This is a genomic window from Nonomuraea recticatena, assembly GCF_039533245.1.
Lineage (GTDB): Bacteria > Actinomycetota > Actinomycetes > Streptosporangiales > Streptosporangiaceae > Nonomuraea > Nonomuraea roseola.
Genome location: NZ_BAAATE010000045.1, coordinates 39966 through 60128, shown reverse-complemented (window position 1 = coordinate 60128; position 20163 = coordinate 39966). Strand labels below are relative to the sequence as shown.

Annotated in this window: 20 protein-coding genes and 1 pseudogene; 10 read left to right on the top strand and 11 right to left on the bottom strand. The window is 71.1% G+C overall.

Translation table 11 applies throughout. The features are described from left to right. Both ABFX50_RS45530 and menC read right to left on the bottom strand, forming a co-directional pair. Positions 1 to 280 (bottom strand): membrane dipeptidase (locus ABFX50_RS45530; protein WP_346156198.1); only part of this gene is annotated, 280 nt, incomplete at its 3' end. Between the two features lie 86 nt (positions 281 to 366). Continuing rightward, a complete protein-coding gene (gene menC, locus ABFX50_RS45525) occupies positions 367 to 1470 on the bottom strand; it encodes an o-succinylbenzoate synthase (protein ID WP_346156196.1) in 1104 nt (367 codons plus the stop codon). Between the two features lie 134 nt (positions 1471 to 1604). Here menC and ABFX50_RS45520 point away from each other — a divergent pair, with 134 nt between their 5' ends. The 7 genes and pseudogenes from ABFX50_RS45520 (at position 1605) to iolD (ending at position 9026) form a co-directional block, all read left to right on the top strand. Continuing rightward, positions 1605 to 2660, top strand: a complete 1056-nt coding sequence (locus tag ABFX50_RS45520; protein ID WP_346156194.1) for a hypothetical protein — start codon at positions 1605 to 1607, stop codon at positions 2658 to 2660. Positions 2661 to 2928: 268 nt separating this feature from the next. Continuing rightward, complete coding sequence (locus ABFX50_RS45515; protein ID WP_346156191.1) at positions 2929 to 3090, top strand: hypothetical protein; 162 nt, start codon at positions 2929 to 2931, stop codon at positions 3088 to 3090. A gap of 73 nt (positions 3091 to 3163) precedes the next feature. Next, entirely contained in the window at positions 3164 to 4246 is a 1083-nt protein-coding gene (locus tag ABFX50_RS45510) for a Gfo/Idh/MocA family protein (RefSeq protein ID WP_346156188.1), read from the top strand. After that, positions 4243 to 5121, top strand: coding sequence for a sugar phosphate isomerase/epimerase family protein (locus ABFX50_RS45505; protein WP_346156186.1), 879 nt, complete (start codon positions 4243 to 4245; stop codon positions 5119 to 5121). The genes ABFX50_RS45510 and ABFX50_RS45505 overlap by 4 nt, the downstream gene beginning before the upstream one ends. Positions 5122 to 5171: 50 nt before the next feature. Continuing rightward, a pseudogene (gene iolC / locus ABFX50_RS45500) lies at positions 5172 to 6080 on the top strand (5-dehydro-2-deoxygluconokinase); the annotation flags it as partial. A 176-nt stretch (positions 6081 to 6256) separates the two neighbouring features. Then, a complete protein-coding gene (locus ABFX50_RS45495) occupies positions 6257 to 7132 on the top strand; it encodes a Cgl0159 family (beta/alpha)8-fold protein (protein WP_346156181.1) in 876 nt (291 codons plus the stop codon). Between the two features lie 52 nt (positions 7133 to 7184). Next, on the top strand, positions 7185 to 9026 hold the full coding sequence (gene iolD, locus ABFX50_RS45490) for a 3D-(3,5/4)-trihydroxycyclohexane-1,2-dione acylhydrolase (decyclizing) (RefSeq protein ID WP_346156178.1): 1842 nt from the start codon (positions 7185 to 7187) through the stop codon (positions 9024 to 9026). Positions 9027 to 9033: 7 nt separating this feature from the next. Here the strand turns inward: iolD and ABFX50_RS45485 are convergent, their stop codons facing one another. Genes ABFX50_RS45485 through ABFX50_RS45460 form a run of 6 tightly spaced genes read right to left on the bottom strand, consistent with a single transcriptional unit; the run spans position 9034 to position 15257 of the window. Next, positions 9034 to 9993 carry a M24 family metallopeptidase gene (locus tag ABFX50_RS45485; protein ID WP_346156175.1) on the bottom strand — a complete coding sequence of 320 codons (960 nt, stop codon included), beginning with the start codon at positions 9991 to 9993 and terminating at the stop codon, positions 9034 to 9036. After that, the gene (locus tag ABFX50_RS45480) at positions 9993 to 10901 is read right to left on the bottom strand and encodes an ABC transporter ATP-binding protein (RefSeq protein WP_346156171.1); all 909 of its coding nucleotides are present in this window, start codon (positions 10899 to 10901) and stop codon (positions 9993 to 9995) included. The genes ABFX50_RS45485 and ABFX50_RS45480 overlap by 1 nt, the downstream gene beginning before the upstream one ends. Continuing rightward, the gene (locus ABFX50_RS45475) at positions 10898 to 11713 is read right to left on the bottom strand and encodes an ABC transporter ATP-binding protein (protein ID WP_183644120.1); all 816 of its coding nucleotides are present in this window, start codon (positions 11711 to 11713) and stop codon (positions 10898 to 10900) included. Before ABFX50_RS45475 ends, ABFX50_RS45480 begins: the two co-directional genes overlap by 4 nt. Further along, entirely contained in the window at positions 11713 to 12558 is an 846-nt protein-coding gene (locus ABFX50_RS45470; RefSeq protein ID WP_183644118.1) for an ABC transporter permease, read from the bottom strand. Before ABFX50_RS45470 ends, ABFX50_RS45475 begins: the two co-directional genes overlap by 1 nt. Next, complete coding sequence (locus ABFX50_RS45465; RefSeq protein WP_346156166.1) at positions 12555 to 13670, bottom strand: ABC transporter permease; 1116 nt, start codon at positions 13668 to 13670, stop codon at positions 12555 to 12557. The genes ABFX50_RS45470 and ABFX50_RS45465 overlap by 4 nt, the downstream gene beginning before the upstream one ends. A 9-nt stretch (positions 13671 to 13679) precedes the next feature. Further along, positions 13680 to 15257 (bottom strand): ABC transporter substrate-binding protein, encoded by a 1578-nt coding sequence (locus ABFX50_RS45460; RefSeq protein ID WP_346156163.1) that lies wholly within the window; start codon positions 15255 to 15257, stop codon positions 13680 to 13682. A gap of 110 nt (positions 15258 to 15367) precedes the next feature. Here ABFX50_RS45460 and ABFX50_RS45455 point away from each other — a divergent pair, with 110 nt between their 5' ends. From ABFX50_RS45455 to ABFX50_RS45445, 3 genes are all read left to right on the top strand, one after another. Further along, on the top strand, positions 15368 to 16006 hold the full coding sequence (locus ABFX50_RS45455; RefSeq protein WP_183644113.1) for an Lrp/AsnC ligand binding domain-containing protein: 639 nt from the start codon (positions 15368 to 15370) through the stop codon (positions 16004 to 16006). Positions 16007 to 16185: 179 nt separating this feature from the next. Continuing rightward, positions 16186 to 18582: a PQQ-dependent sugar dehydrogenase gene (locus ABFX50_RS45450; protein ID WP_346156159.1), complete on the top strand. Its 2397-nt coding sequence runs from the start codon at positions 16186 to 16188 to the stop codon at positions 18580 to 18582. Positions 18583 to 18593: 11 nt separating this feature from the next. After that, positions 18594 to 18722, top strand: coding sequence for a hypothetical protein (locus tag ABFX50_RS45445; protein ID WP_346156156.1), 129 nt, complete (start codon positions 18594 to 18596; stop codon positions 18720 to 18722). On the opposite strand, the gene ABFX50_RS45440 is transcribed toward ABFX50_RS45445, so the two are convergent. The 3 genes from ABFX50_RS45440 to ABFX50_RS45430 all read right to left on the bottom strand — a co-directional run bounded on the left by ABFX50_RS45440 (position 18719) and on the right by ABFX50_RS45430 (position 19845). Next, positions 18719 to 18895: a hypothetical protein gene (locus ABFX50_RS45440; RefSeq protein WP_346156152.1), complete on the bottom strand. Its 177-nt coding sequence runs from the start codon at positions 18893 to 18895 to the stop codon at positions 18719 to 18721. The two genes, ABFX50_RS45445 and ABFX50_RS45440, sit on opposite strands and share 4 nt — an antisense overlap. A 339-nt stretch (positions 18896 to 19234) precedes the next feature. Continuing rightward, the gene (locus tag ABFX50_RS45435; protein WP_285778997.1) at positions 19235 to 19429 is read right to left on the bottom strand and encodes a helix-turn-helix transcriptional regulator; all 195 of its coding nucleotides are present in this window, start codon (positions 19427 to 19429) and stop codon (positions 19235 to 19237) included. Then, positions 19426 to 19845: a hypothetical protein gene (locus ABFX50_RS45430; protein ID WP_346156148.1), complete on the bottom strand. Its 420-nt coding sequence runs from the start codon at positions 19843 to 19845 to the stop codon at positions 19426 to 19428. The genes ABFX50_RS45435 and ABFX50_RS45430 overlap by 4 nt, the downstream gene beginning before the upstream one ends. Positions 19846 to 20163 lie beyond the last annotated feature (318 nt).

Here is a 20163-nt window from a genome sequence, read left to right as displayed (position 1 = left end):
CGGCGTCGAGGCAGAGCGCCACGGCGTCGGCGTTGCCCTCGGCGATGACGTGCGCGCACTCGATCATGCGCAGCGTCTGCCTCAGCGAGCCCTCGGGCCTGAAGGCGTCGTCGATGAAGACGGGCAGCACCTGCAGCCGCACCCCGCCCTCGCGCAGCTGGGGCAGCCACTGCTCGGCGAAGAAGGGCGCCCACCGCTCGGGTGGGCGCGCGGCTACGGCCATCAACAGGTCGTTATGGGTGTCCGCGACCACGGCGCGGCGGTGGAGGTCCAGCGACATGTCCGTGACGCTATGCCAAAGCACAAGTCCCGAATTCGTCCTGTGACATCAAGACCGGGCCGTTCTTCGTGCGGGAGCCCAACCGCTCAGCCGAGCGGGATCCACTCCGTGGAGGTGGTGACCTCCTCGAGGATCTCCTTGACGGGATCGACGCCCAGGCCGGGGCCCGACGGCACGGTGAGGTGGCCGCCGTCGAGCTCGAAGGGCTCGGTGATGTCGGTGGCGTAGTAACGGCGCGAGCCTGAGGTGTCGCCCGGCAGCGTGAAGCCGGGCAACGCGGCCAGCGCCACGTTGGCGGCCCTGCCGAGGCCCGTCTCCAGCATGCCGCCGCACCACACCGCGATGCCGTGCGCCCTGCACAGGTCGTGGATGCGCCGCGCCTCCAGGTATCCGCCGATCCTGCCCGGCTTGATGTTGACGATCGAGCAGGCCTTGAGCGAGATGGCGGCCGCTGCGTGCTCGGCCGACTCGATCGACTCATCCAGGCAGATCGGGGTGCGCAGGCGCTTGGCCAGCTCGGCGTGCTGCACCAGGTCGTCGTTCGCCAGCGGCTGCTCGATCAGCAGCAGGCCGAAGTCGTCGAGCCTGGCCAGCTGCTGGGCGTCGACCAGGGTGTAGGCGGCGTTCGCGTCGACCTGCAGCAGCACCTCGTCGCCGAACCGCTCCCTGACCGCGCGCACCGGCTCGACGTCCCAGCCGGGCTCGATCTTCAGCTTGATCCTGATGTAGCCCTCGTCCAGATAGCCCTCCACCGCCTCGAGCAGCTGGGGGATGGAGTCCATGATGCCGACCGACACCCCGCACGGCACCCTGTCCCTCGTGGCGCCGAGGAACTGGCCGAACGACTCGCCCGAGGCCCTCAGCTGGGCGTCGAGCACCGCCGTCTCCAGCGCCGCCTTGGCCATGCGGTGGCCCTTGATCGGTTCGAGGGCGTGGCCCACGCCGTACGCGTCGACGTTGTCGGGCAGGGCGGGCAGCAGGAAGCGGCGGATCACCGCGGCGGCTCCGTCGACGTACTCGGAGGAGTAGAGCGGCTCCGACATCGCCACGCACTCGCCCCACCCCTCGGCGTCGGGGGTGACCACTCTGACCAGGAGGACGTCCCTGTCGTGCTCGGTGCCGAACGACGTGCGGAACGGCGCGACCAGCGGCATCGCGATCCGGCGCAGCTCCACTCCGGTGATTTTCATGCTCTCTCCACTTCGTAGCACGGACTCCGTCCGACGCTAGGCCACGACGGTCCCCCGACGATTCGTGCCGGACGCCCGAATCAGGCGGTTTATTCGTGTCCTACCCCCAATCGAGGGGGACCTATGATCTCCAGGTGAGCGACGAAATCCGCGCGGTGCTGGGCTGGAGCGAATGGACGGCCGAGCCGCTGACGCACAACGCCATGAACGCGGTGACCAAGGGCATCTGGCGGCTGCGCGGCGACCGGCCCGTCATCCTCAAGGTGCTCACCAGCGCGGACGAGGGTGGGCTGGGGTGGGCCGCCTCGCACGATCCCAGGCACTGGAACTACTGGCGCAGGGAGGCCGAGGTCTACGCCGACGGGCTGCCCGAGCTGTGGAAGGGCAGCGGGCTGCGCGCGCCCGAGCTGGTCGCGATGGTCGAGAGGGACGACGGCGACGTGGCGCTCTACCTGGAGGACGCCGGGGGCGAGCGGCTCACCTTCGAGCGGCACGCGGTGATGGCCAGGCAGCTGGGCAGGGCTCAGGGCGGCTCGCTCGCGCCCGACCGGCCGTGGCTGAGCAGGTCGTTCCTGCGGGAGTACGTGGAGTCGAAGGACGTGCCGTACGAGCTGCTCGACGACGAGGCGGCATGGCGGCACCCGCTGGTGAGCGAGCACTTCCCGCCCGGCCTGCGCGCGGAGCTCGTCAGGCTGCACAGGGACCGCGAGTGGTTCCTGCGGCTGATGGAGTCGCTGCCGCGCGCCCTGTGCCACCTGGACGTGTGGCCGAACAACCTGCTGGCGCGCGGGACGGAGACCGTCCTGCTGGACTGGGCCTTCGCCGGTGACGGCGCGCTCGGTGAGGACATCGGCAACCACGTGCCCGACAGCGCCTTCGACCTGTTCGTGCCCGCCTCCGAGCTGCCCGCTCTCGACCGCGCCGTCTTCGGCGCCTACGTGCGGGGCCTGAGGGAGGCGGGCTGGTCGGGTGACGAGCGGCTGGTACGGCTGGCGGTGTGCGCCTCGGCGGTCAAGTACGACTGGCTGGTGCCCATGATGCTGCGCGCGGTGGACAGGGAGCAGCTCGACTACGGGGGCGGGCGGCCCGTCGAGGCGGCCCGCCGCTACCGTGAGCGCGGTGCGGCGATGATGTTCCTGGCCGGATGGGCCGACGAGGCCCGCCGCCTGGCCGACGCCGTGGCGCTCTAGGCGGTGCCGCCGGTAGGGAGCGACGCGGGCTTCTCGCAGCCGTCGCGGGCGGTCGGGCGGCGCCGCGCAGTCCCGGGCTCTCCGCGACCTCCGTGGCACGAAGCTGCCCTTCGGTCGTGCAATGTGACGCTCCATCCGTGAAGCTCCAGCTCAGCGCGGAATGGGCACGATCAGGGACCATACATCAGTTGGACCTAATGTCTTAACAAAGGTTTGACACGGCGCTGTCCCACTCGATAGAAAATCCCCACAAGCGACACGAAAGGGGATGTCCCTGATGGCCGCCGAGCTGCTCAGCCTCGAGACCTGCCTGCATGACCCCGGTCTCGACCCGCACCACGTGCCCGAGGGGACGGGCGAGCGGCCCAAGGACGGCACGTCACCTTCGAACACCGCCGCACGCCGGCCACCGGCTCGACGGTCGGGCTGACGGCCGAGCGCTTCACGGTCATCGTCAAGGACACCGGCGTCGCGTGACGCCGCTCATCGGACAGGAGTCATCCATGCGCCTCGGCGTCATCGGTCTCGGGCTCATCGCCCAGGCCGTCCACCTGCAAAACCTCCAGACGCTGCGCGAGAAGTACCAGGTCACCCACGTCTGCGACCTGTCGGCCACGCTGGCCGCGCAGGTCGCCGCGGAGTACGGCGGGCCCGTGCGGCACTCGACCGACGCCGCCGAGGTGCTGGCCGACCCCGAGGTGGACGCGGTCCTCATCCTGACGCCCGGCACCCACGCCTACCTGGCCCGCAGGGCGCTCGAGGCGGGCAAGCACGTGCTGGCGGAGAAGCCGTTCGCGCACACCACGGCCGAGTGCCTGGAGCTCGACGCGCTGGCCGCGGCCAAGGGCCTGGTGCTGCAGGTGGCCTACATGAAGATGTACGACCCGATCATGGCTCGCGCCCGCGCCGAGCTGGCCGGCCTGGGCGCGCTCAGGCTCGTGCGGGTGACCGTGCTGCACCCCGACGACGACCCGCAGTTCGCCCACCAGCGCCACCTGCGCTACGGCGACGTCGACCCCGCCGCCGTCGACACCTCCTACGAGCGGGCGAAGGCGGCCGAGGCCGTCGGCGACCTCGGCGAGCCGTACGTGTCGATCTACACCAACGTGCTGCAGGGCTCGGTCGTGCACGAGCTGTCGGTGCTGCGCGCCCTGTTCGGCGAGCAGCCCCTCACCATCGCCCACGCCCAGGCCGCGGGGCTCAAGCCCGGAGTGAAGCTGGAGGAGCCGCCGCAGCTGCAGGCGCTCGGCACCCTCGGCGACGCCCAGCTGTCGCTGTCGTGGAACTGGCTGCCCGACTTCCCCGACTACGGCGAGGAGATCGCGGTCTTCGGCTCGGCCGGCCGCCTCTACCTCAGCATGCCGGGCCCCTACCTGCGCGACGCCAGGGCCGAGCTGGTCGTCGAGAGCGTGCAGGGCGGTGAGCGGGCCACCACCCGCCTCGTCTCCGACCACCGCACCGGCTTCGTCCACGAGCTGCTCGCCTTCCACGCCTCCGTCACCGAAGGCGCGCCCGTCCTGTCCACCGCCACCGGCGCCGCATACGACACCGCCGCCCTCCAGCAGATCGCGAGGAGCCTCGCATGAACAAGATCGCCTCTGCGCCCTGCAGCTACGGAGTGTTGGGCGGCCAGACCATCGACATGAAGCCGGTCGAGCTGCTCGAGGCCATGGCCGCGGCCGGATACACCGGCAGCGAGCTCGGCCCTCCCGGATTCTTCGGCTCGCCCGCCGAGACCGCCAGGCTGTTCGCCGACAACGGCCTCACGGTCGTCGGCTCCTACGTGCCGCTGCACCTGTCGTTGTCGGAGGAGGTGCTGGCCGCCGACCTGGCCGCCATGCGCCACACCCTGGAGGAGCTGGCCGCCTCAGGCAACCCCGACGTGGTGGCCGTCCTCGCCGACGAGGGCGACGACGCCCTGCGCGCCAACCCCTGGCGCACCGGAGCCGGCTGGGACGCCGCCACCTGGCAGCGCGCCGCCGACCGCGTCGCCGCCGCCTGCGAGGTCGTCAGGTCGTACGGCGTGCGCCCCGTCTTCCACCCCCACTACGCCACCTACGTCGAGCAGGCCGCCGAGATCGACAGGCTCATGGAGCTGACCGACGTCTCGCTCTGCCTTGACAGCGGCCACTTCGAACTCGGCGGCGCCTCGCCCGCGGCCTACGCGGAGAAGTACGCCGACCGCGTGGACCACGTCCACGTCAAGGACGTGCGCCACGCCGTCGTCGCCGCCGCCAAGGCCCGCGGCGACGTCCATCTCGAGTCGTGGTGGGCTGAGGTGGCCTGCCCGCTCGGCCGGGGCGACGTTGCGCTCGAGCCCTTCCTGGCCCAGCTCAAGGCCAACGGCTACGCCGGCTGGTACGTCATCGAGCAGGACAGCGCCGCCGTCACCGCCGAGACGTGGGACGCCGTCATCGCCGACCAGCGGCACAACCACGCCTGGCTGGCGGAGCGTCTGTGACCGAGCCGACCACCGGGCTCGTCACCGGGCTCGTCACCGAGCTCATCACGATGGGCCGGATCGGGGTGGACGTCTACCCGCTGCAGAGCGGCCTCTCGCTCCGGCACGTCGAGACCTTCGGCAAGTACCTCGGCGGCTCGCCGTCCAACGTCGCCGTGGCCGCGGCCAGGCACGGGCGCTCCTCGGCGGTCATCACCAGAACGGGCGCCGACCCGTTCGGGGAGTTCCTGCACGACGCGCTCAGAGGCTTCGGCGTCGACGACAGGTACGTGACGCCGGTCGCGGGGATGCCGACGCCCGTGACGTTCTGCGAGCTGTTTCCCCCCGACGACTTCCCGCTGTACTTCTACCGCTTCCCGACCGCGCCGGACCTGCAGATCCACCAGGAGGAGCTGGACCTGTCCGCCATCGCGCGGGCCGAGATCTTCTGGGCGACGGTGACGGGCCTGTGTCAGGAGCCCAGCAGGTCGGCCACCCTGGCCGCGCTGGGCGCCGCCACGGGGACGGTGGTGCTCGACCTGGACTACCGGCCGATGTTCTGGGCCTCGCGCGAGGAGGCGGCCCGCTTCGTCCGGCAGGCGCTGCCGTACGCCACGGTCGCGGTCGGCAACCTGGAGGAGTGCGCGGTCGCCGTCGGCTCGCACGACGCCGAGTCGGCCGCCGCCCTGCTGCTGGCCGCCGGGGTGAAGATCGCGATCGTCAAGCAGGGACCGCACGGGGTGCTCGCCACCGACGGCGTCACCACGGTCGTCGCGTCGCCCGTCCCCGTCGAGGTCGTCAACGGGCTTGGCGCGGGGGACGCCTTCGGCGGCGCTCTGTGCCACGGCTTGCTGTCCGGCTGGGACCTGGAGCGGACCGTCCGCTTCGCCAACGCGGCAGGCGCGATCGTCGCCTCACGGCTGTCGTGCGCCGACGCCATGCCGACCTCCGCCGAGGTGGAGGCGGTGCTGGAGCTGGCCGCGTCGGGAACCACCCTGACCGCCGCCCACTCCGCCTCTCTCGCCCCGGCCTCCGGCCTCGCACCCTCGTCGAAGCCCCCGGAGACCTCCCGCCCCGTCCCGGTGGCCGGACCGCCGCGCGACCCTGGCCCCGTGCCCGCCTTCGATCCGCCGAAGAACCTCACAGGAGAGCGCTCATGATCCAGGACAGGCTCGCGACGCTCGTCGAGACCAGAGCCAACAGGCCCGCCGCCATCGCCGAGGCCGCCGCCCTGCGGCTGCGCCCCGACAGCCTGCTAGGCGAGCACGGCAAGCTCATGGTGATCGCCGCCGACCACCCCGCGAGAGGCGCGCTCAGCGCGGGCAACCGCCCCATGGCCATGGCCGACAGGCTCGACCTGCTCGACCGGCTCTGCACCGCCCTGGCCAGGCCGGGCGTCAACGGCGTCCTCGGCACCCCCGACATCCTCGAGGACCTCCTGCTGCTCGGCGCGCTCGACGGCAAGGTCGTCATCGGCTCGATGAACCGCGGCGGCCTCGCGGGCTCGGCCTTCGAGATGGACGACAGGTTCACCGGCTACGACGCCGCCAGGATCCAGGCGATGCGGTTCGAGGGCGGCAAGACGCTGACCAGGATCGACTACGCCGACCCCGCCAGCGTCGACACCCTCGAGGCGACCGCCAGGGCAGTCAACGACCTGGCCAGGCGCGACCTGCTGGCGATGGTCGAGCCGTTCATCTCGCACAGAGTGGACGGCCTGGTGCGCAACATCCTGACCGCCGACGCCACGGTGAAGGCGGCCGCGATCGCCGCGGCGCTCGGCAGCACCTCCGCCTACACCTGGCTCAAGCTGCCCGTGGTGGACGACATGGAGCGCGTGATGGCCGCCACCACGCTGCCCGTCGTCATCCTCGGCGGCGAGGTGGACTCCGACCAGGAGGCGGTGTTCGCCCGATGGCGCAAGGCGCTGGCCTGCCCGACCGCGCGCGGCCTCGCCGTCGGCAGGTCGCTGCTCTACCCGCCCGACGACGACGTCGTCTCCGCCGTCGACGCGGCGGTGGGGCTGCTGTGAGCCACCACCGCAGGGGTCCCGCCGACCCCGGGCTGCTCTTCGGGAGGACGTCATGACCGTGCTGACCGTCGCGCAGGCGACCGTCAGGTTCCTCGCCAACCAGTGGACCGAGCGCGACGGCGTGCGGCAACGACTGTTCGCGGGGTGCTTCGGCATCTTCGGGCACGGCAACGTCGCGGGCCTCGGCCAGGCGCTGCTGGAGGCGGGCGACGCGCTGCCCTACCACCTGCCGAGGAACGAGCAGGCGATGGTGCACACAGCCGTCGGCTACGCGCGGATGAGGAACAGGCTGTCGACCTTCGCCTGCACCACCTCGATCGGGCCGGGCGCGACCAACATGGTCACGGGCGCGGCGCTGGCCACCATCAACAGGGTGCCCGTCCTGCTGCTGCCCGCCGACGCCTTCGCCACGCGCGTGGCCTCGCCGGTGTTGCAGGAGCTGGAGCTGCCAGGCTCCCTCGACGTCAGCGTCAACGACTGCTTCAGGCCCGTGTCGGTCTTCTTCGACAGGATCAGCAGGCCCGAGCAGCTGGCCTCCTCGCTCCTGGCGGCGACGAGGGTGCTCACCGACCCCGCCGCCACCGGCGCGGTGACGCTCGCGATGCCCCAGGACGTTCAGGCCGAGGCCCACGACTTCCCCGAGGAGCTGTTCGCCGAGCGGGTGTGGAAGGTCCGCCGTCCCGCCCCGGACGCCGAGGACCTCGCCGAGGCCGTCGAGCTGATCAGGACCGCGCGCAGGCCGCTCCTCGTCAGCGGCGGCGGCACCATCTACAGCGAGGCGACGGGCGCGCTGCGGGCGCTGGCCGAGGCGACGGGCATCCCGGTCGCCGAGACGCAGGCGGGCAAGGGCTCGCTGCCCTTCGACCACCCCTCCGCCGTGGGCGCGATCGGCGCGACGGGCACCACCGCCGCCAACGCGCTGGCCCGCGAGGCCGACGTGGTGATCGGCGTGGGCACCAGGTGGAGCGACTTCACCACCGCCTCCCGAACCGCCTTCCAGCACCCCGGCGTGCGCTTCGTCAACCTCAACGTCGCGCCCGTCGACGCCTACAAGCACGCGGGCGTGCCGCTGGTCGCCGACGCGCGCGCGGGACTGCTCGCGCTGGCCGACGGGCTGCGCGGCTGGTCGGTGGAGGGCGACTACGCCGCGCTGGCCGTACGGCTGGCGCAGGAGTGGGAGCGGACGGTCACCCGCGCCCACACCCTCGGCCACGGCCCGCTGCCCGCACAGTCGGAGATCATCGGCGTCGTGCAGGAGCTGAGCGAGCCCGCCGACGTGGTGGTGTGCGCGGCCGGCAGCATGCCGGGCGACCTGCACAAGCTCTGGCGCACCCGCGATCCGAAGGGCTACCACGTCGAGTACGGCTACTCCTGCATGGGCTACGAGATCGCCGGAGGGCTCGGCGTGAAGATGGCCGACCCCTCGCGCGAGGTGACGGTCATGGTGGGCGACGGGTCGTACCTGATGATGGCCCAGGAGATCGCCACCGCCGTGCAGGAGGGGGTGAAGCTCACCATCGTGCTCGTGCAGAACCACGGCTTCCAGTCGATCGGCGCGCTGTCGGAGTCGCTCGGCTCGCAGCGGTTCGGCACCCGCTACCGCTACAGGGGCGCCGACGCGCTGCTGCCCGTCGACCTGGCGGCCAACGCGGCCAGCCTGGGCGCCCAGGTGCTGAGGGCGAGCACGGTGGAGGAGTTCAGGAAGGCGCTGGCGCAGGCCAGGGCGGCCGAGGTGACCACGGTCGTGCACGTCGAGACCGACCCTTCGGTGCCCGCGCCCGACTCGGAGTCGTGGTGGGACGTGCCCGTCGCGCAGGTCTCGGAGCTGGAGAGCACCAGGCGGGCGCGCGTCGCCTACGAGGAGGGCAGGCGCGCCCAGCGGCCGCTGCTGTAGGGACGGCTCAGCGGTCGAGCACGTGGAGGGCGGGGGAGCTGGGAGTGAGCAGCAGCGCGCCGTCGCGCCCGCACGCGATCGTGTCGGCCACCCGCGCGCCGAACAGCCCGCTCAGGTGGATGGCGGGCTCCAGGCACAGGGTCATGCCGTCGGCCAGGGGCTCGGGCTCGTCCAGCCTGGGCCCCTCGTCGTGGCCCCAGCCCACTCCTCTGCCGCCCACCTGGCCGAAGTCGCCGTAGCCGCTGTCCTCGATCACCTGGCGCGCGCGGCCCGCGACCTGCAGGGCGGCGGCGCCCGGCCGTACGGCATCCAGCGCCGCCGCCCTGGCGGCCAGCACCACCGAGTACATCGCCTCGAAGTCCTCGGGAGGTTCGGCCACCGCGAACACCCTGGCCACCTCGGCGAAGAAGCCGTCCCACCTGCCGCAGACCGACACCTGCAGCGCGTCGCCAGGATTGATGACCCGCGCCGTGGGCGGCTGCGCGCGTGAGGCGGTGTGCTCTCCCGCGGCGACCCGTACCGACAGGATCTCCTCGCAGCCGCCCTGGACCATGAGCGTCCGCAGCCTGGCGGCCATGTCCCTCTCGGTCGCGCCGAACCAGGCCAGCTCACGGGCGGCCGTCAGGACCGCGTCGGCCGCCCGCGCCGCCCGCGCCACCGCCTCGACCTCCTCGCGCGACTTCCTGAGCCGCAGCGGCCGCAGCACCGCCGAGGCGGGGATCAGCTCGGCGTCGATCCGCATCGCGAACAGCTCGGCGACGCGCATCTCGTCGTCCACGCCGACCCTGCGCGCCCCCCTGGGCACGAGCGAGGCCGGATCGCTCGTCTCGACCGGCGGGCGGCCCTGGAGCACGACGAGGAAGGACTCGCCCGTGCCGCCGAGGAAGCGGTGGTCGGGGGAGGGGCGCAGCACCAGCGCGTCCACGCCCGCCGCCGCCATCGCCTCGCGCACCAGCTGCTCCCTCATCACTCGGGGGCGTGCAGCCAGCAGGCGACGGGGCCGAACTCGGGCTCCTTCACCCTGCACACGTCCATGACCAGCGGACAGCGCGGGTGGAACCTGCACCCTTGGGGCGGGTCGGCTGGATCGGGGACGTCGCCCGGCAGCTCCGCCGGCAATACGCCCAGGCCGTCGGGCTGCGGGATCGCGCCCAGCAGCGCCCTGGTGTAGGGGTGCTTCGGGTCGGCCCACACCTCCTCCGTCCGGCCCACCTCGACGATCTTGCCGAGGTACATCACCGCGATCCTGTCGGCGATCAGCCGCACCACCGAGAGGTCGTGGCTGATGAACAGCAGCCCCGCGCCCGAGTCCACCGCCAGGTCGCGCATCAACCTGGCCACCTGTGACTGCGCCGAGGCGTCGAGCGCGGAGATCGGCTCGTCACCGATGAGCAGCGACGGCCTGGCCGCCAGGGCTCTGGCGATCGCGATGCGCTGGCGCTGGCCGCCGGAGAACTCGTGCGGGTGCCGCCCGGCGAACTCGCGGGGCAGGCCGACGCGCTCCAGCAGGTCGGCGGGGGCGGTGGTGGTGTCTCCCGCGGTGCGCAGGCCGTCGGCGATCTGGTCGCCGACGCGGCGGCGCGGGTTCAGCGAGGCGTAGGGGTCCTGGAAGACCATCTGGATCGCGGTCAGCTCGCGCCTGCGCAGGCCCAGCGGGCCGACCGGGCGGCCGCCGAAGGTGATCTCGCCCTCGGCGGCGGGGTGCAGACCGCACACGGCCCTGGCCAGCGTGGACTTGCCGCAGCCGGACTCGCCCACCAGCCCGACCACCTCGCCGGGGGAGACGGTCAGGCTCGCCCCCGCCACCGCCCGCACCACGGGCCGCCCTGGAGAGCGGTGCTCCACGACCAGGTCGCTGATCGTCAGCGTCGTCATGCCGTCTCTCCGTCTCCTGCGCTCTGCTGCCCGGACTCGCCCGGGACGGCGTGCGCCTCGGGCAGGGAGTCCAGGAGGGAGCGGGTGTAGGGGTGGGAGGGCGTGCGCAGGACCTGCCCGCGCGGGCCCGACTCGACCACCAGGCCGTCCTTCATCACGCTCACCTCGTCGGCCACCGCCGACATCACGCCGAGGTCGTGCGTGACCAGCAGCACCGCCAGCCCGAGGTCGTCGCACAGGCCGCGCAGCAGCCGCAGGACGCCCGCCTGGACGGTGACGTCGAGCGCGGTCGTCGGCTCGTCGGCGATGAGCACCTTCGGCGAGCAGGCCAGCGCGATGGCGATGGCGATGCGCTGGCGCATCCCGCCGGAGAACTGGTGCGGGTAGCGGCCGAAGGCCTCCTCAGGCCCGGGGATGCGGACCTTCGCCAGCAGCTCCACCGCCCTCGACCTGGCCTCCGAGCGGCCGAGCCCGAGGTGGTGACGCATGTGCTCGGTGAGCTGCCTGCCGATGGTCAGCATGGGGTGCAGGCTGGTGGCGGGGTCCTGGAAGACCATGGCGATCTCGCCGCCGCGCACCCTGTTGAGCTCCTTGGGCCGCAGGCCGAGCAGGTCCCTGCCCTCCAGCGCGATCGAGCCCGTGGCCCTGGCGCCGTGCGGGAGCAGGCCGAGGACGGCGAGGCCGGTCATGGTCTTGCCCGACCCGCTCTCGCCCGCCAGGCCGTGGACCTGGCCCTGCCGCAGCGACAGGTCCACGCCGCCGAGGATGTCCCTGCCGCCGATGGTGACCCTGAGATCGGTGATGTCGAGCATCAGAGCGCACGCTCCTTGATGGCGCGGGCCGTACGGGGGTCGAGAGCGTCGCGCAGCGTGTCACCGAGGAAGTTGAAGGCCAGCACCACGGTCAGGATCGCCAGACCGGGGAAGGTGGCCACCCACCAGCTGTCGAAGACCTCCACGCCGCCCGCGACCATCGCGCCCCACTCGGGGGAGGGCGGCTTGGCGCCCAGGCCCAGGAACGACAGCCCCGACAGCAGCAGCAGCGCGGTGCCGATGTCGAGCGTGGCCAGCACGAGCACGGGGCCCGTGACGTTCGGCAGCACGTCCACGCGCAGCGAGCGCCACACCGAGAAGCCCAGCAGCCTGCCGCTCAGCACGAACTCCCGCTCCCGCACGCCGAGCACCAGCCCGCGCGTGACGCGGGCGTAGGCGGGCCAGGCCACCACCAGGACGGCGAGCACCGCGTTGACCAGGCTCGCGCCCAGCGCCGCCGCGACCACCATGGCCAGGATGACCGTGGGGAAGGCGAAGACGAGGTCGGCGACCCGCATGATCGTCTCGTCCACCCATCTGCCGAAGTAGCCGGCGCAGGCGCCGAGCAGGCCGCCGATCAGCAGGCTCAGCACGACCAGGAGGAGCGTCAGCGGGATGGAGACACGCGCGCCGTACATGACCCTGCTGAGGATGTCGCGGCCGAGCTGGTCGGTGCCGAACCAGTGGTCGGCGCCCGGCGGGGCGAGCCTCGGCAGGTCCTGGGCGAGCGGGTCGTGCGGGGCCAGCAGCGGGGCGGCCAGCGCGATCACCAGCCAGGCGAGCGCGATCACCCCGCCGACGATGGCCAGAGGTTGCCGCCATGCTTCGGGCAGTCGTCGTCTCACTGCAGTCTCACTCGGGGGTCGATGACGCCGTACAGCACGTCCACGATCAGGTTGATGCCCAGGTAGACCCCGCCGACCACCAGGCCCACGCCCATGACGGCGGGCAGGTCGAGGGTGGTGGCGCTCTTGTAGGCGTACTGCCCGACACCGGGCCAGGCGAAGATCGCCTCGACCAGGACGGTGCCCGACAGCAGGCTGCCGAAGGCGAGGCCCGCCACCGTGATGATGGGCACCAGCGCCGAGCGGAGCACGTACCTGAACAGGATCACCCTGCCGGGCAGGCCCTTGGCGCGGGCGGCGCGGACGTAGTCCTGGCCGAGCACCTCGAGCACCGCGCTCCTGGTGAAGCGGGTGAGCAGGCCGATGGTGTAGAGGGCGAGGACCAGCGCGGGGGTGAGCAGATGGCCGACCGCGCTGGCGAAGACGTCCCACTGGCCCGCCAGCGCCGAGTCGACCGTGGCGAGGCCGGTGACGGGCGGCGGGGCCTGCAGGCCGGGGTCGATGCGACCGCTGCCCGGGGTGATCTGGAGCCGGTAGAAGAAGACGTAGAAGGCCACCAGGGCCAGCCAGAACGTCGGCACCGAGATGCCGATCAGGCTGAGCACCCGCAGCACGTGGTCGGGCAGGCGGTCCCTGCGCAGCGCCGCCACCACGCCGAACGCGACGCCGAGGATCAGGGAGACCACGATGGCCGCTCCTGCCAGCTCCAGCGTGGCGGGGACGGTCTCCGCGAGATCCTGGCTGACAGGGCGGTGGCTCTGCTGGCTGACGCCGAGGTCACCCTGCAGCATGCCGCCCAGGTGGATGAGGTACTGCTGGGGGAGCGGCTTGTCCAGGCCGTGGTCCTGTCGCCACTGGGCGACGATCGCGGGGTCGCCGAGGGCGCGCTGGCCCAGGTTGGCGGTCGCGGGGTCGCCGGGGACGAGGTTGGTCAGGACGAAGGTCACCACCGTGATGCCCCAGGCCAGCAGGACCGCGATGAGGACCCTGCGCAGGAGGAACCTGGCGAGGGGATGCCGCAGGGCGCGCCGCCGCCCCCGTGTCCCTGCGGCTTTCTCTGGGGGCTCCGGTACGGCCGTGGCCGTACCGGAGGGGCCGTCGGGGTCGGTCATCGCGACGGCCTACTTGGCGCCGAGGTCGGCGAGGTCGACCGTCCAGACCGGGTGGTACTCCAGTCCGGTCACCGACGCGGCGGTGACGATGTTCTGGCTCGGCTGGATGAGCGGGATGAACGGGCCGGAGGCGTTGAGCTTGGTCTGCACGTCGGCGTAGGCGGCCTTGCGGGCCTCGTCGCCGATGGTCGTGGCCGCCTTGTCGCCCGCGGCCGAGACCGCCTTGTCGGCGCCGTCCTTCCACCCGGCCCGCAGGCCCACGAGCTTGCCGGGCAGGAAGGCCAGGTAGTCGCTCGGGTCCGGGTAGTCAGGGCCCCAGTACCACAGGCCGAGCTCCTCCTTGCCGTTGCGGTAGTTGTCGAGCGCGGTGGTGACCGGCGCGGGCGCGAGGTCGACGGTGATGCCGACCTCCTTCAGGTTGGCCTGGATCCGCTCGGCCAGCGGCTGGAAGGACAGCCCGTTGACGGTGAGCTCGCTCGGGAACTCCAGCTTCACGGTCGGGTTGGACAGCCCGCTGGCCGCCAGCGCCGCCTTGGCGCCCTCGACGTCGCGCTTGGCCGCCTGGTCCTGCGGCAGGGCGCCCAGCAGCTGCGAGGGGATGATCCCAGGCGCCTGCGTCGAGCCCTCACCGGCCAGCTCCAGCAGCCCCGCGTAGTCGACGCCCTTGCGCAGGGCCTCGACGAACTTGGCGTTGGGCGTGGTCTTGCTGACCGAGGAGTCCTGGTTGGCGAGCAGGAAGATGACGTTGGCCGAGGCGGTCTTCTTCACCTGCAGGTTCGCCGGCATGCCGGTCACCTGGTCGCCGGAGAGGTTGAGCGCCACCTGGCTGTCGCCGCGCTGCACGTTCAGCTTCTGCGTGGCGGCCTCGACGTTGCGGATGACGACCCTGTCGTAGGCGGGCTTGGCGCCGTAGTACTTGGGGTTGGCCTTGAGCACGACCTGGCTCGACAGGTTGAACGACTCGATCGTGTACGGCCCCGAGCCCGCGGAGGTGGTGTTCAGGTACTGCTCGGCCTTGTCACCGGCGTCGGTGGTCGCCCCGTGCTCCTTGGCGACCTTGCTGTTGATCACGCCGAGCGCGGGATTGGGCAGGATGTAGGGCAGCGCGGGGTTGGGCGCCTTCGACGTCAGCGTGATCGTCGTGTCATCGGTCTTGGCGACCTCGACCCCGTCGAGCAGGAACGAGGGGGTGCCCTTCATGTCGCGCACCCGCGTCAGCGAGAAGACCACGTCGTCGGCCGTCAGCGGCGAGCCGTCGGCGAAGGTGGCGCCCTTCTTCAGCTTGAGCGTCAGCACCTTGCCGTCCTCGGACAGCTCGTACGACTCGGCCAGCGCGGGAACCGGCTTGGTCACGTCCGCGCCGTCGAAGGTCAGCAGCGTCTCGTAGACGGCCTTGCCGACGAACAGGCCCGTCGGCTCGTAGGTGCGGCCTGGATCGGCGGTCTTCAGGTCGAAGGACGTGTCGATGACGAGGGTCTTGGCGCCGGACTGCGGTGCGGACGACGGCTTGACGCCGCCGGCGGAGCAGGCGGCGAGCGCGAGAGCACCGACGACCAGCAGAGCTGCCGTCTGAGAGCGGGTCGCCATGGGGTGTCCTCCGAAGCTGGACGGTTGGTTGCGATTGGTGCTGGATTGTCCGGCAGAATGTCCAGCTCATGTCACAAGACTGAGACGTACGTGAAGGGATTGATCACCTAATGACGGAAATGTCTTCAAATAGCGGGCGCCCAGCTGATCCTTCTGGACGGATCGGCATCGGGCTCGAACTGGACGGCATCCATATGAAGATCCTCGAGGTCCTGCGCGAGAACGGCAGGATCTCCGTGGCGGCGCTGGCCGAGCGGGTGGGGATCTCGCGGGCGAACGCTTACACCAGGTTCGAGGCGCTGAGGGCCGATGGGGCGATCAAGCGGTTCACCGCGGAGATCGACCACGTCAGGGCAGGGCTCGGCATCACCGCGCTGGTCTTCGTGACAGTGCGGCAGCAGATGTGGAAGCAGTTCAGGGCCGAGCTGGCCAGGATGCCCGAGGTGGAGTACTGCGCGATCACCACCGGCCAGCACGACGCCATGATCCAGGTGCGGATGGCCGACGTGGCGGCGGTGCACAGGCTGGTGACCGAGCGCATGGCCAACATCCCTGCGGTGAAGGCGACCGAGACGGTCTTCATCCTCGACGAGGTGCTCAGGCGGCCGTACGTGCTGCCCACCGACAGGGACGCAGGCCGTACGGCCAGGCGGCCCGCCGCGCCGGAGCCCGCGGAGGTGCCGCTGGGGAAGATGCGCTTCGTCGGCGCGGCCGAGGGCAGGGCGGCGCTCAGGAAGGAGGGAGGCTGAGACCTTTCATGTCTTTCGCCGCGCGGCCGAGGAGGGCCGGCCGGACCGGTCCTCCTCGAGTGGATCTTCTGGAGGGCGGCCCGCGAATGGAAGTTAGGAAAGTTTCCTAAATTCCGTTGACCCCCGTGACTTTCTGTGGGATCACGGTGCAAAGCTCCTATCTCTTCACGGAGACCCAGATGAAGTTACGCACCCTTCTGGCCCTTACGGGATTACTCGTCGTGTCCGCCCCTTCGCTCGCCTTCGCCGCGCCCACCCGTTACGAGGCCGAGAACGCCACCGTCTCCCAGGGCGTGGTCGAGTCCAACCACGCCGGATACTCCGGCACCGGCTTCGTCAACGCCGACAACGTGGCCGGCGCCTACACCCAGTGGACGGTCACCGCGCCGCACGCGGGCACCGCCACCATCGCCCTGCGCTACGCCAACGGCGCCACCGCCAACCGGCCGAGCGACATCTCCGTCAACGGCACGCTCGTCGCCGACGACCGCGCCTTCGGCCCCACGGGCGCCTGGTCCACCTGGGCCACCAGCACGCTGACCGCCCCCGTGGCCGCCGGCCAGAACACGATCAGGGCGACCGCCTCGGCCGTCGGCGGCAACCCCAACTGGGACTTCCTCGACTTCGAGGTGCAGGCACCCAGCGACTTCACCGACTACCAGGCCGAGAGCGCGACGATCTCCCAGGGCGTCGTCGACACCAAGCACGCCGGCTACACGGGCTCGGGATTCGTCGACTACGCCAACGTCGCGGGCTCCTACGTGGAGTTCACCGTCAGCGCGGCCGCCGCGGGACAGCAGGCGCTGGCCTTCCGCTACGCCAACGGCACCACGACCAACAGGCCGCTGGACATCTCGGTCAACGGGACCGTCGTCGCCAGGGACTTCCCCGGCACCGGCGCGTGGACCACCTGGCAGGAGGTCACCCTCAACGCGACGCTGAACGCGGGCGCGAACGTCGTCAGGGCCACCGCCGCCACCGCGAACGGCGGGCCCAACCTCGACAGGCTGCGCGTCAGCGGCCCCGGCGACGCCGAGAAGCCCACCCCGCCAGGACAGCCGTCGTGCAGCGAGATCACGCACAACAGCCTCAAGCTGACCTGGGGCGCCTCCACCGACAACCTCGGCGTCGTGGCCTACGACATCTTCCACCAGGGCACCCAGATCGCGACGGCGCCGGCCTCGCCGTACACGCTGACGGGCCTGAACCCCGACTTCGGCTACCAGCTGTCGGTCTTCGCCCGCGACGCCTCGGGCAACGTCTCGCTCAGCAGCCCTGAGGCCGCCTGCCGCACCCTGCCCGCGCCGGCGGACAACCCGCCCACCCAGCCTGGCCAGCCGACCGTCTCAGGCGTGCAGCCCACCCAGGCCACGCTCACGTGGGGCGCCTCCACCGACGACGCCGGCGTGCGCGCCTACCTGATCCGCGACGCCGCCGACACCGTGCTGCAGACCGTCACGGGCAGCCCGCCCGCGACCACCGCCACGGTCCCTCTCGAGTGCGGCAGGACCTACCAGCTGCGCGTCGTCGCCCGTGACACCGCCAACCAGCTGTCCACGCCGAGCGCGCCGTCGGCCGCCTTCACGACGGGCTCGTGCGGGAGCGTGCCGCAGACCCCGACGACGATCGCCGGCGGCTGGGACGTGCCGTGGGACCTGTCGTGGGCCCCGGACGGCAGCTACGCGCTGGTGACCGAGCGCGACACCTTCAGGGTCTTCAAGGTGACACCCTCGGGCGCCAAGACCCAGGTCGGCACCGTGCCCAACGTCGTGACCACCGACGGCGAGGGCGGCCTGATGGGCATCGACTTCTCGCCTGGCTGGAACGGCACCACCGACCAGGAGGTGTTCTTCATGCACACCGCCTCGGAGGGCAACAGGGTCGCGAAGATGAACTTCAACGGCACCTCGCTCAGCGGCTACGCCTCCGTCCTGCAGGGCATCGCCAAGAACCGCTACCACAACGGCGGCCGCCTCAGGTTCGGCCCCGACGGCCACCTGTACGTCACCACCGGCGACGCCCAGCAGACCAGCACCGCCCAGAACCTCTCCTCGCTCAACGGCAAGATCCTGCGCATCACCAAGACCGGCGCCGCCGCCCCCGGCAACCCGTTCGGCACCCGCGTCTACAGCTACGGCCACCGCAACCCGCAGGGCCTGGCGTGGGACTCCGCGGGACGGCTGTGGTCCTCGGAGTTCGGCAACGCCACCCGTGACGAGCTCAACCTGATCCAGTCGGGCAAGAACTACGGCTGGCCCACCTGCGAGGGCACCTGCAACGTCTCCGGCATGACCAACCCCAAGCACACCTGGACGGTCTCCGAGGCCTCGCCCAGCGGCATCGCGATCGTCAACAACACCGTCTTCGTGGCGACCCTGCGCGGCCAGCGGCTGTGGCGCGTCGTGCTCAACGGCGAGAACGTCTCCTCCGTCAACTCCTACTTCACCAGCACGTACGGCAGGCTCCGCCTGGTGGAGAAGGTGCCCAACGCCAGTGCCATCTGGTTCGGCTCGAGCAACTCCGACAACAACGGCAACGGGAGCGCCGACGTGATCAGGCGCTCGACGATCCAGTAGGAAGGACCGCCATGCGTCTGTCGCGACGCCGGCTCGGCGCGCTCGTCGGGGCGGCGCTCCCGGCCCCGCAGCAGCCGGGCCGCCCGGCCGTGGCCGCGCCGGCCTGGAAGCTGATGTGGTCGATGTACATCCCCTCCTAGCTGAAGGCCACGACCTCCTTCACCCACATCATGCAGACCAGGATGCCCGGCACGGGCACCCCTCCGATCACCGTCACCTCGCTGCGCAGGGTCAACGACGACGAGGCGCCTCCGTACGACCTGGTCGCTGACTCGCTGTTCCACGCTCTCTCCGACCAGTTGTACGCGGCCATCAGCTCGCCGGACTTCGCGTACCGCCTTGGGGAGCGGGGCCTGCGTGTGGGGCCTGCCCTCGACGAAGGGGAGCCGCCGGAGCCGCCGATGGGTGGGCGCAGGAGGTACTTGGCATCCGCAACCCGGACGGCAACCCGGTCGAGCCGGTCGAGCTGATCGACCGGCTGTACGCCGAAGCATGGTGGGCAGGGTGGGAAGCGCACGCCGCGCTTCCCACCCCGGCCGCCTCTATCGAAGGGGAGGTATCGAGCACGCGCGTACGGGGTCGCATGGGCGATCTACCGGCGCGGGTGCTTCCGCGGCCGTCCGATCGGTGTTCAGCTGCTTCGGATGATGTTCTACTGCTCGTCGAGAAAGACTTCTTCGATCGTCAGGTCGAACACCTTGGCGAGGCGGAAGGCGACGGGAAGGCTCGGGTCGAACTTGCCTTTTTCGATCGCGTTGATCGTCTGCCTCGACACGCTGATCCGCTGAGCCAGATCGGCCTGTGTCCAATCGCGTTCGGCCCGGAGTTCCGTAATACGGTTCTTCATCGGTATCTGATCATGCCAGCGGCAAAGGCGATCACGAAGACGACTCCCAGGAGCGCGGGCAGGACTGCGGTGTTGACGTCGTAAGTGATGAGGCCGGCGGCATCCGCGACGACATAGGCGAATCCGCCGACCCACCCTGCTCCGAGGGAGATGGCCAGAGCCTCCTGCATGACCTTGCGCTGCAGCTCATCGATTCTCTGAAGAAAGCGAGTGAAGGCGACGATCCATCCGATGCCGACGGCCAGGTTGACGGCGACCGCGGCCCAGCTTGCCACCGGTTGCTGAGAGTCCCACAGGAGTTCGGGACCGAACTTGGCCAAGGCGAGGGTCGCCGTCCAGGCGAGTGTCCAGAGTACGAGCCGGACTGCTGCCTTGGCCGACTCCCGGTAGTCCCCGGTCGTGGTGTGTGCTTGCACGGGTCGCCCTCCTGCGGCGAGAAGTCAAGGACACTTGACACGGTAGGAGGAGGCCGCCGTGATGTCAAGTGTGCTTGACTTCGGCCGGGTAGCCTCAGCGCCCGGTGGTGCGCCTCGCACTCCGGCCGAGGGACTTTTGCGAGCCCCTTGACGCGCGTGCGCGAGGACGAGCCGCGTGCCGGTCGGGATTGGTAGCGTCGCGGTCATGCCGCCGTCGAAGCGCGCCGTGGAGGCGTGGTCCGCGCTGAACGAGCGTCAGCGCATCTACATGCGGATCATCTTCCGCGCTGATCAGGATGCCGAACGGTTGGCGAAGGG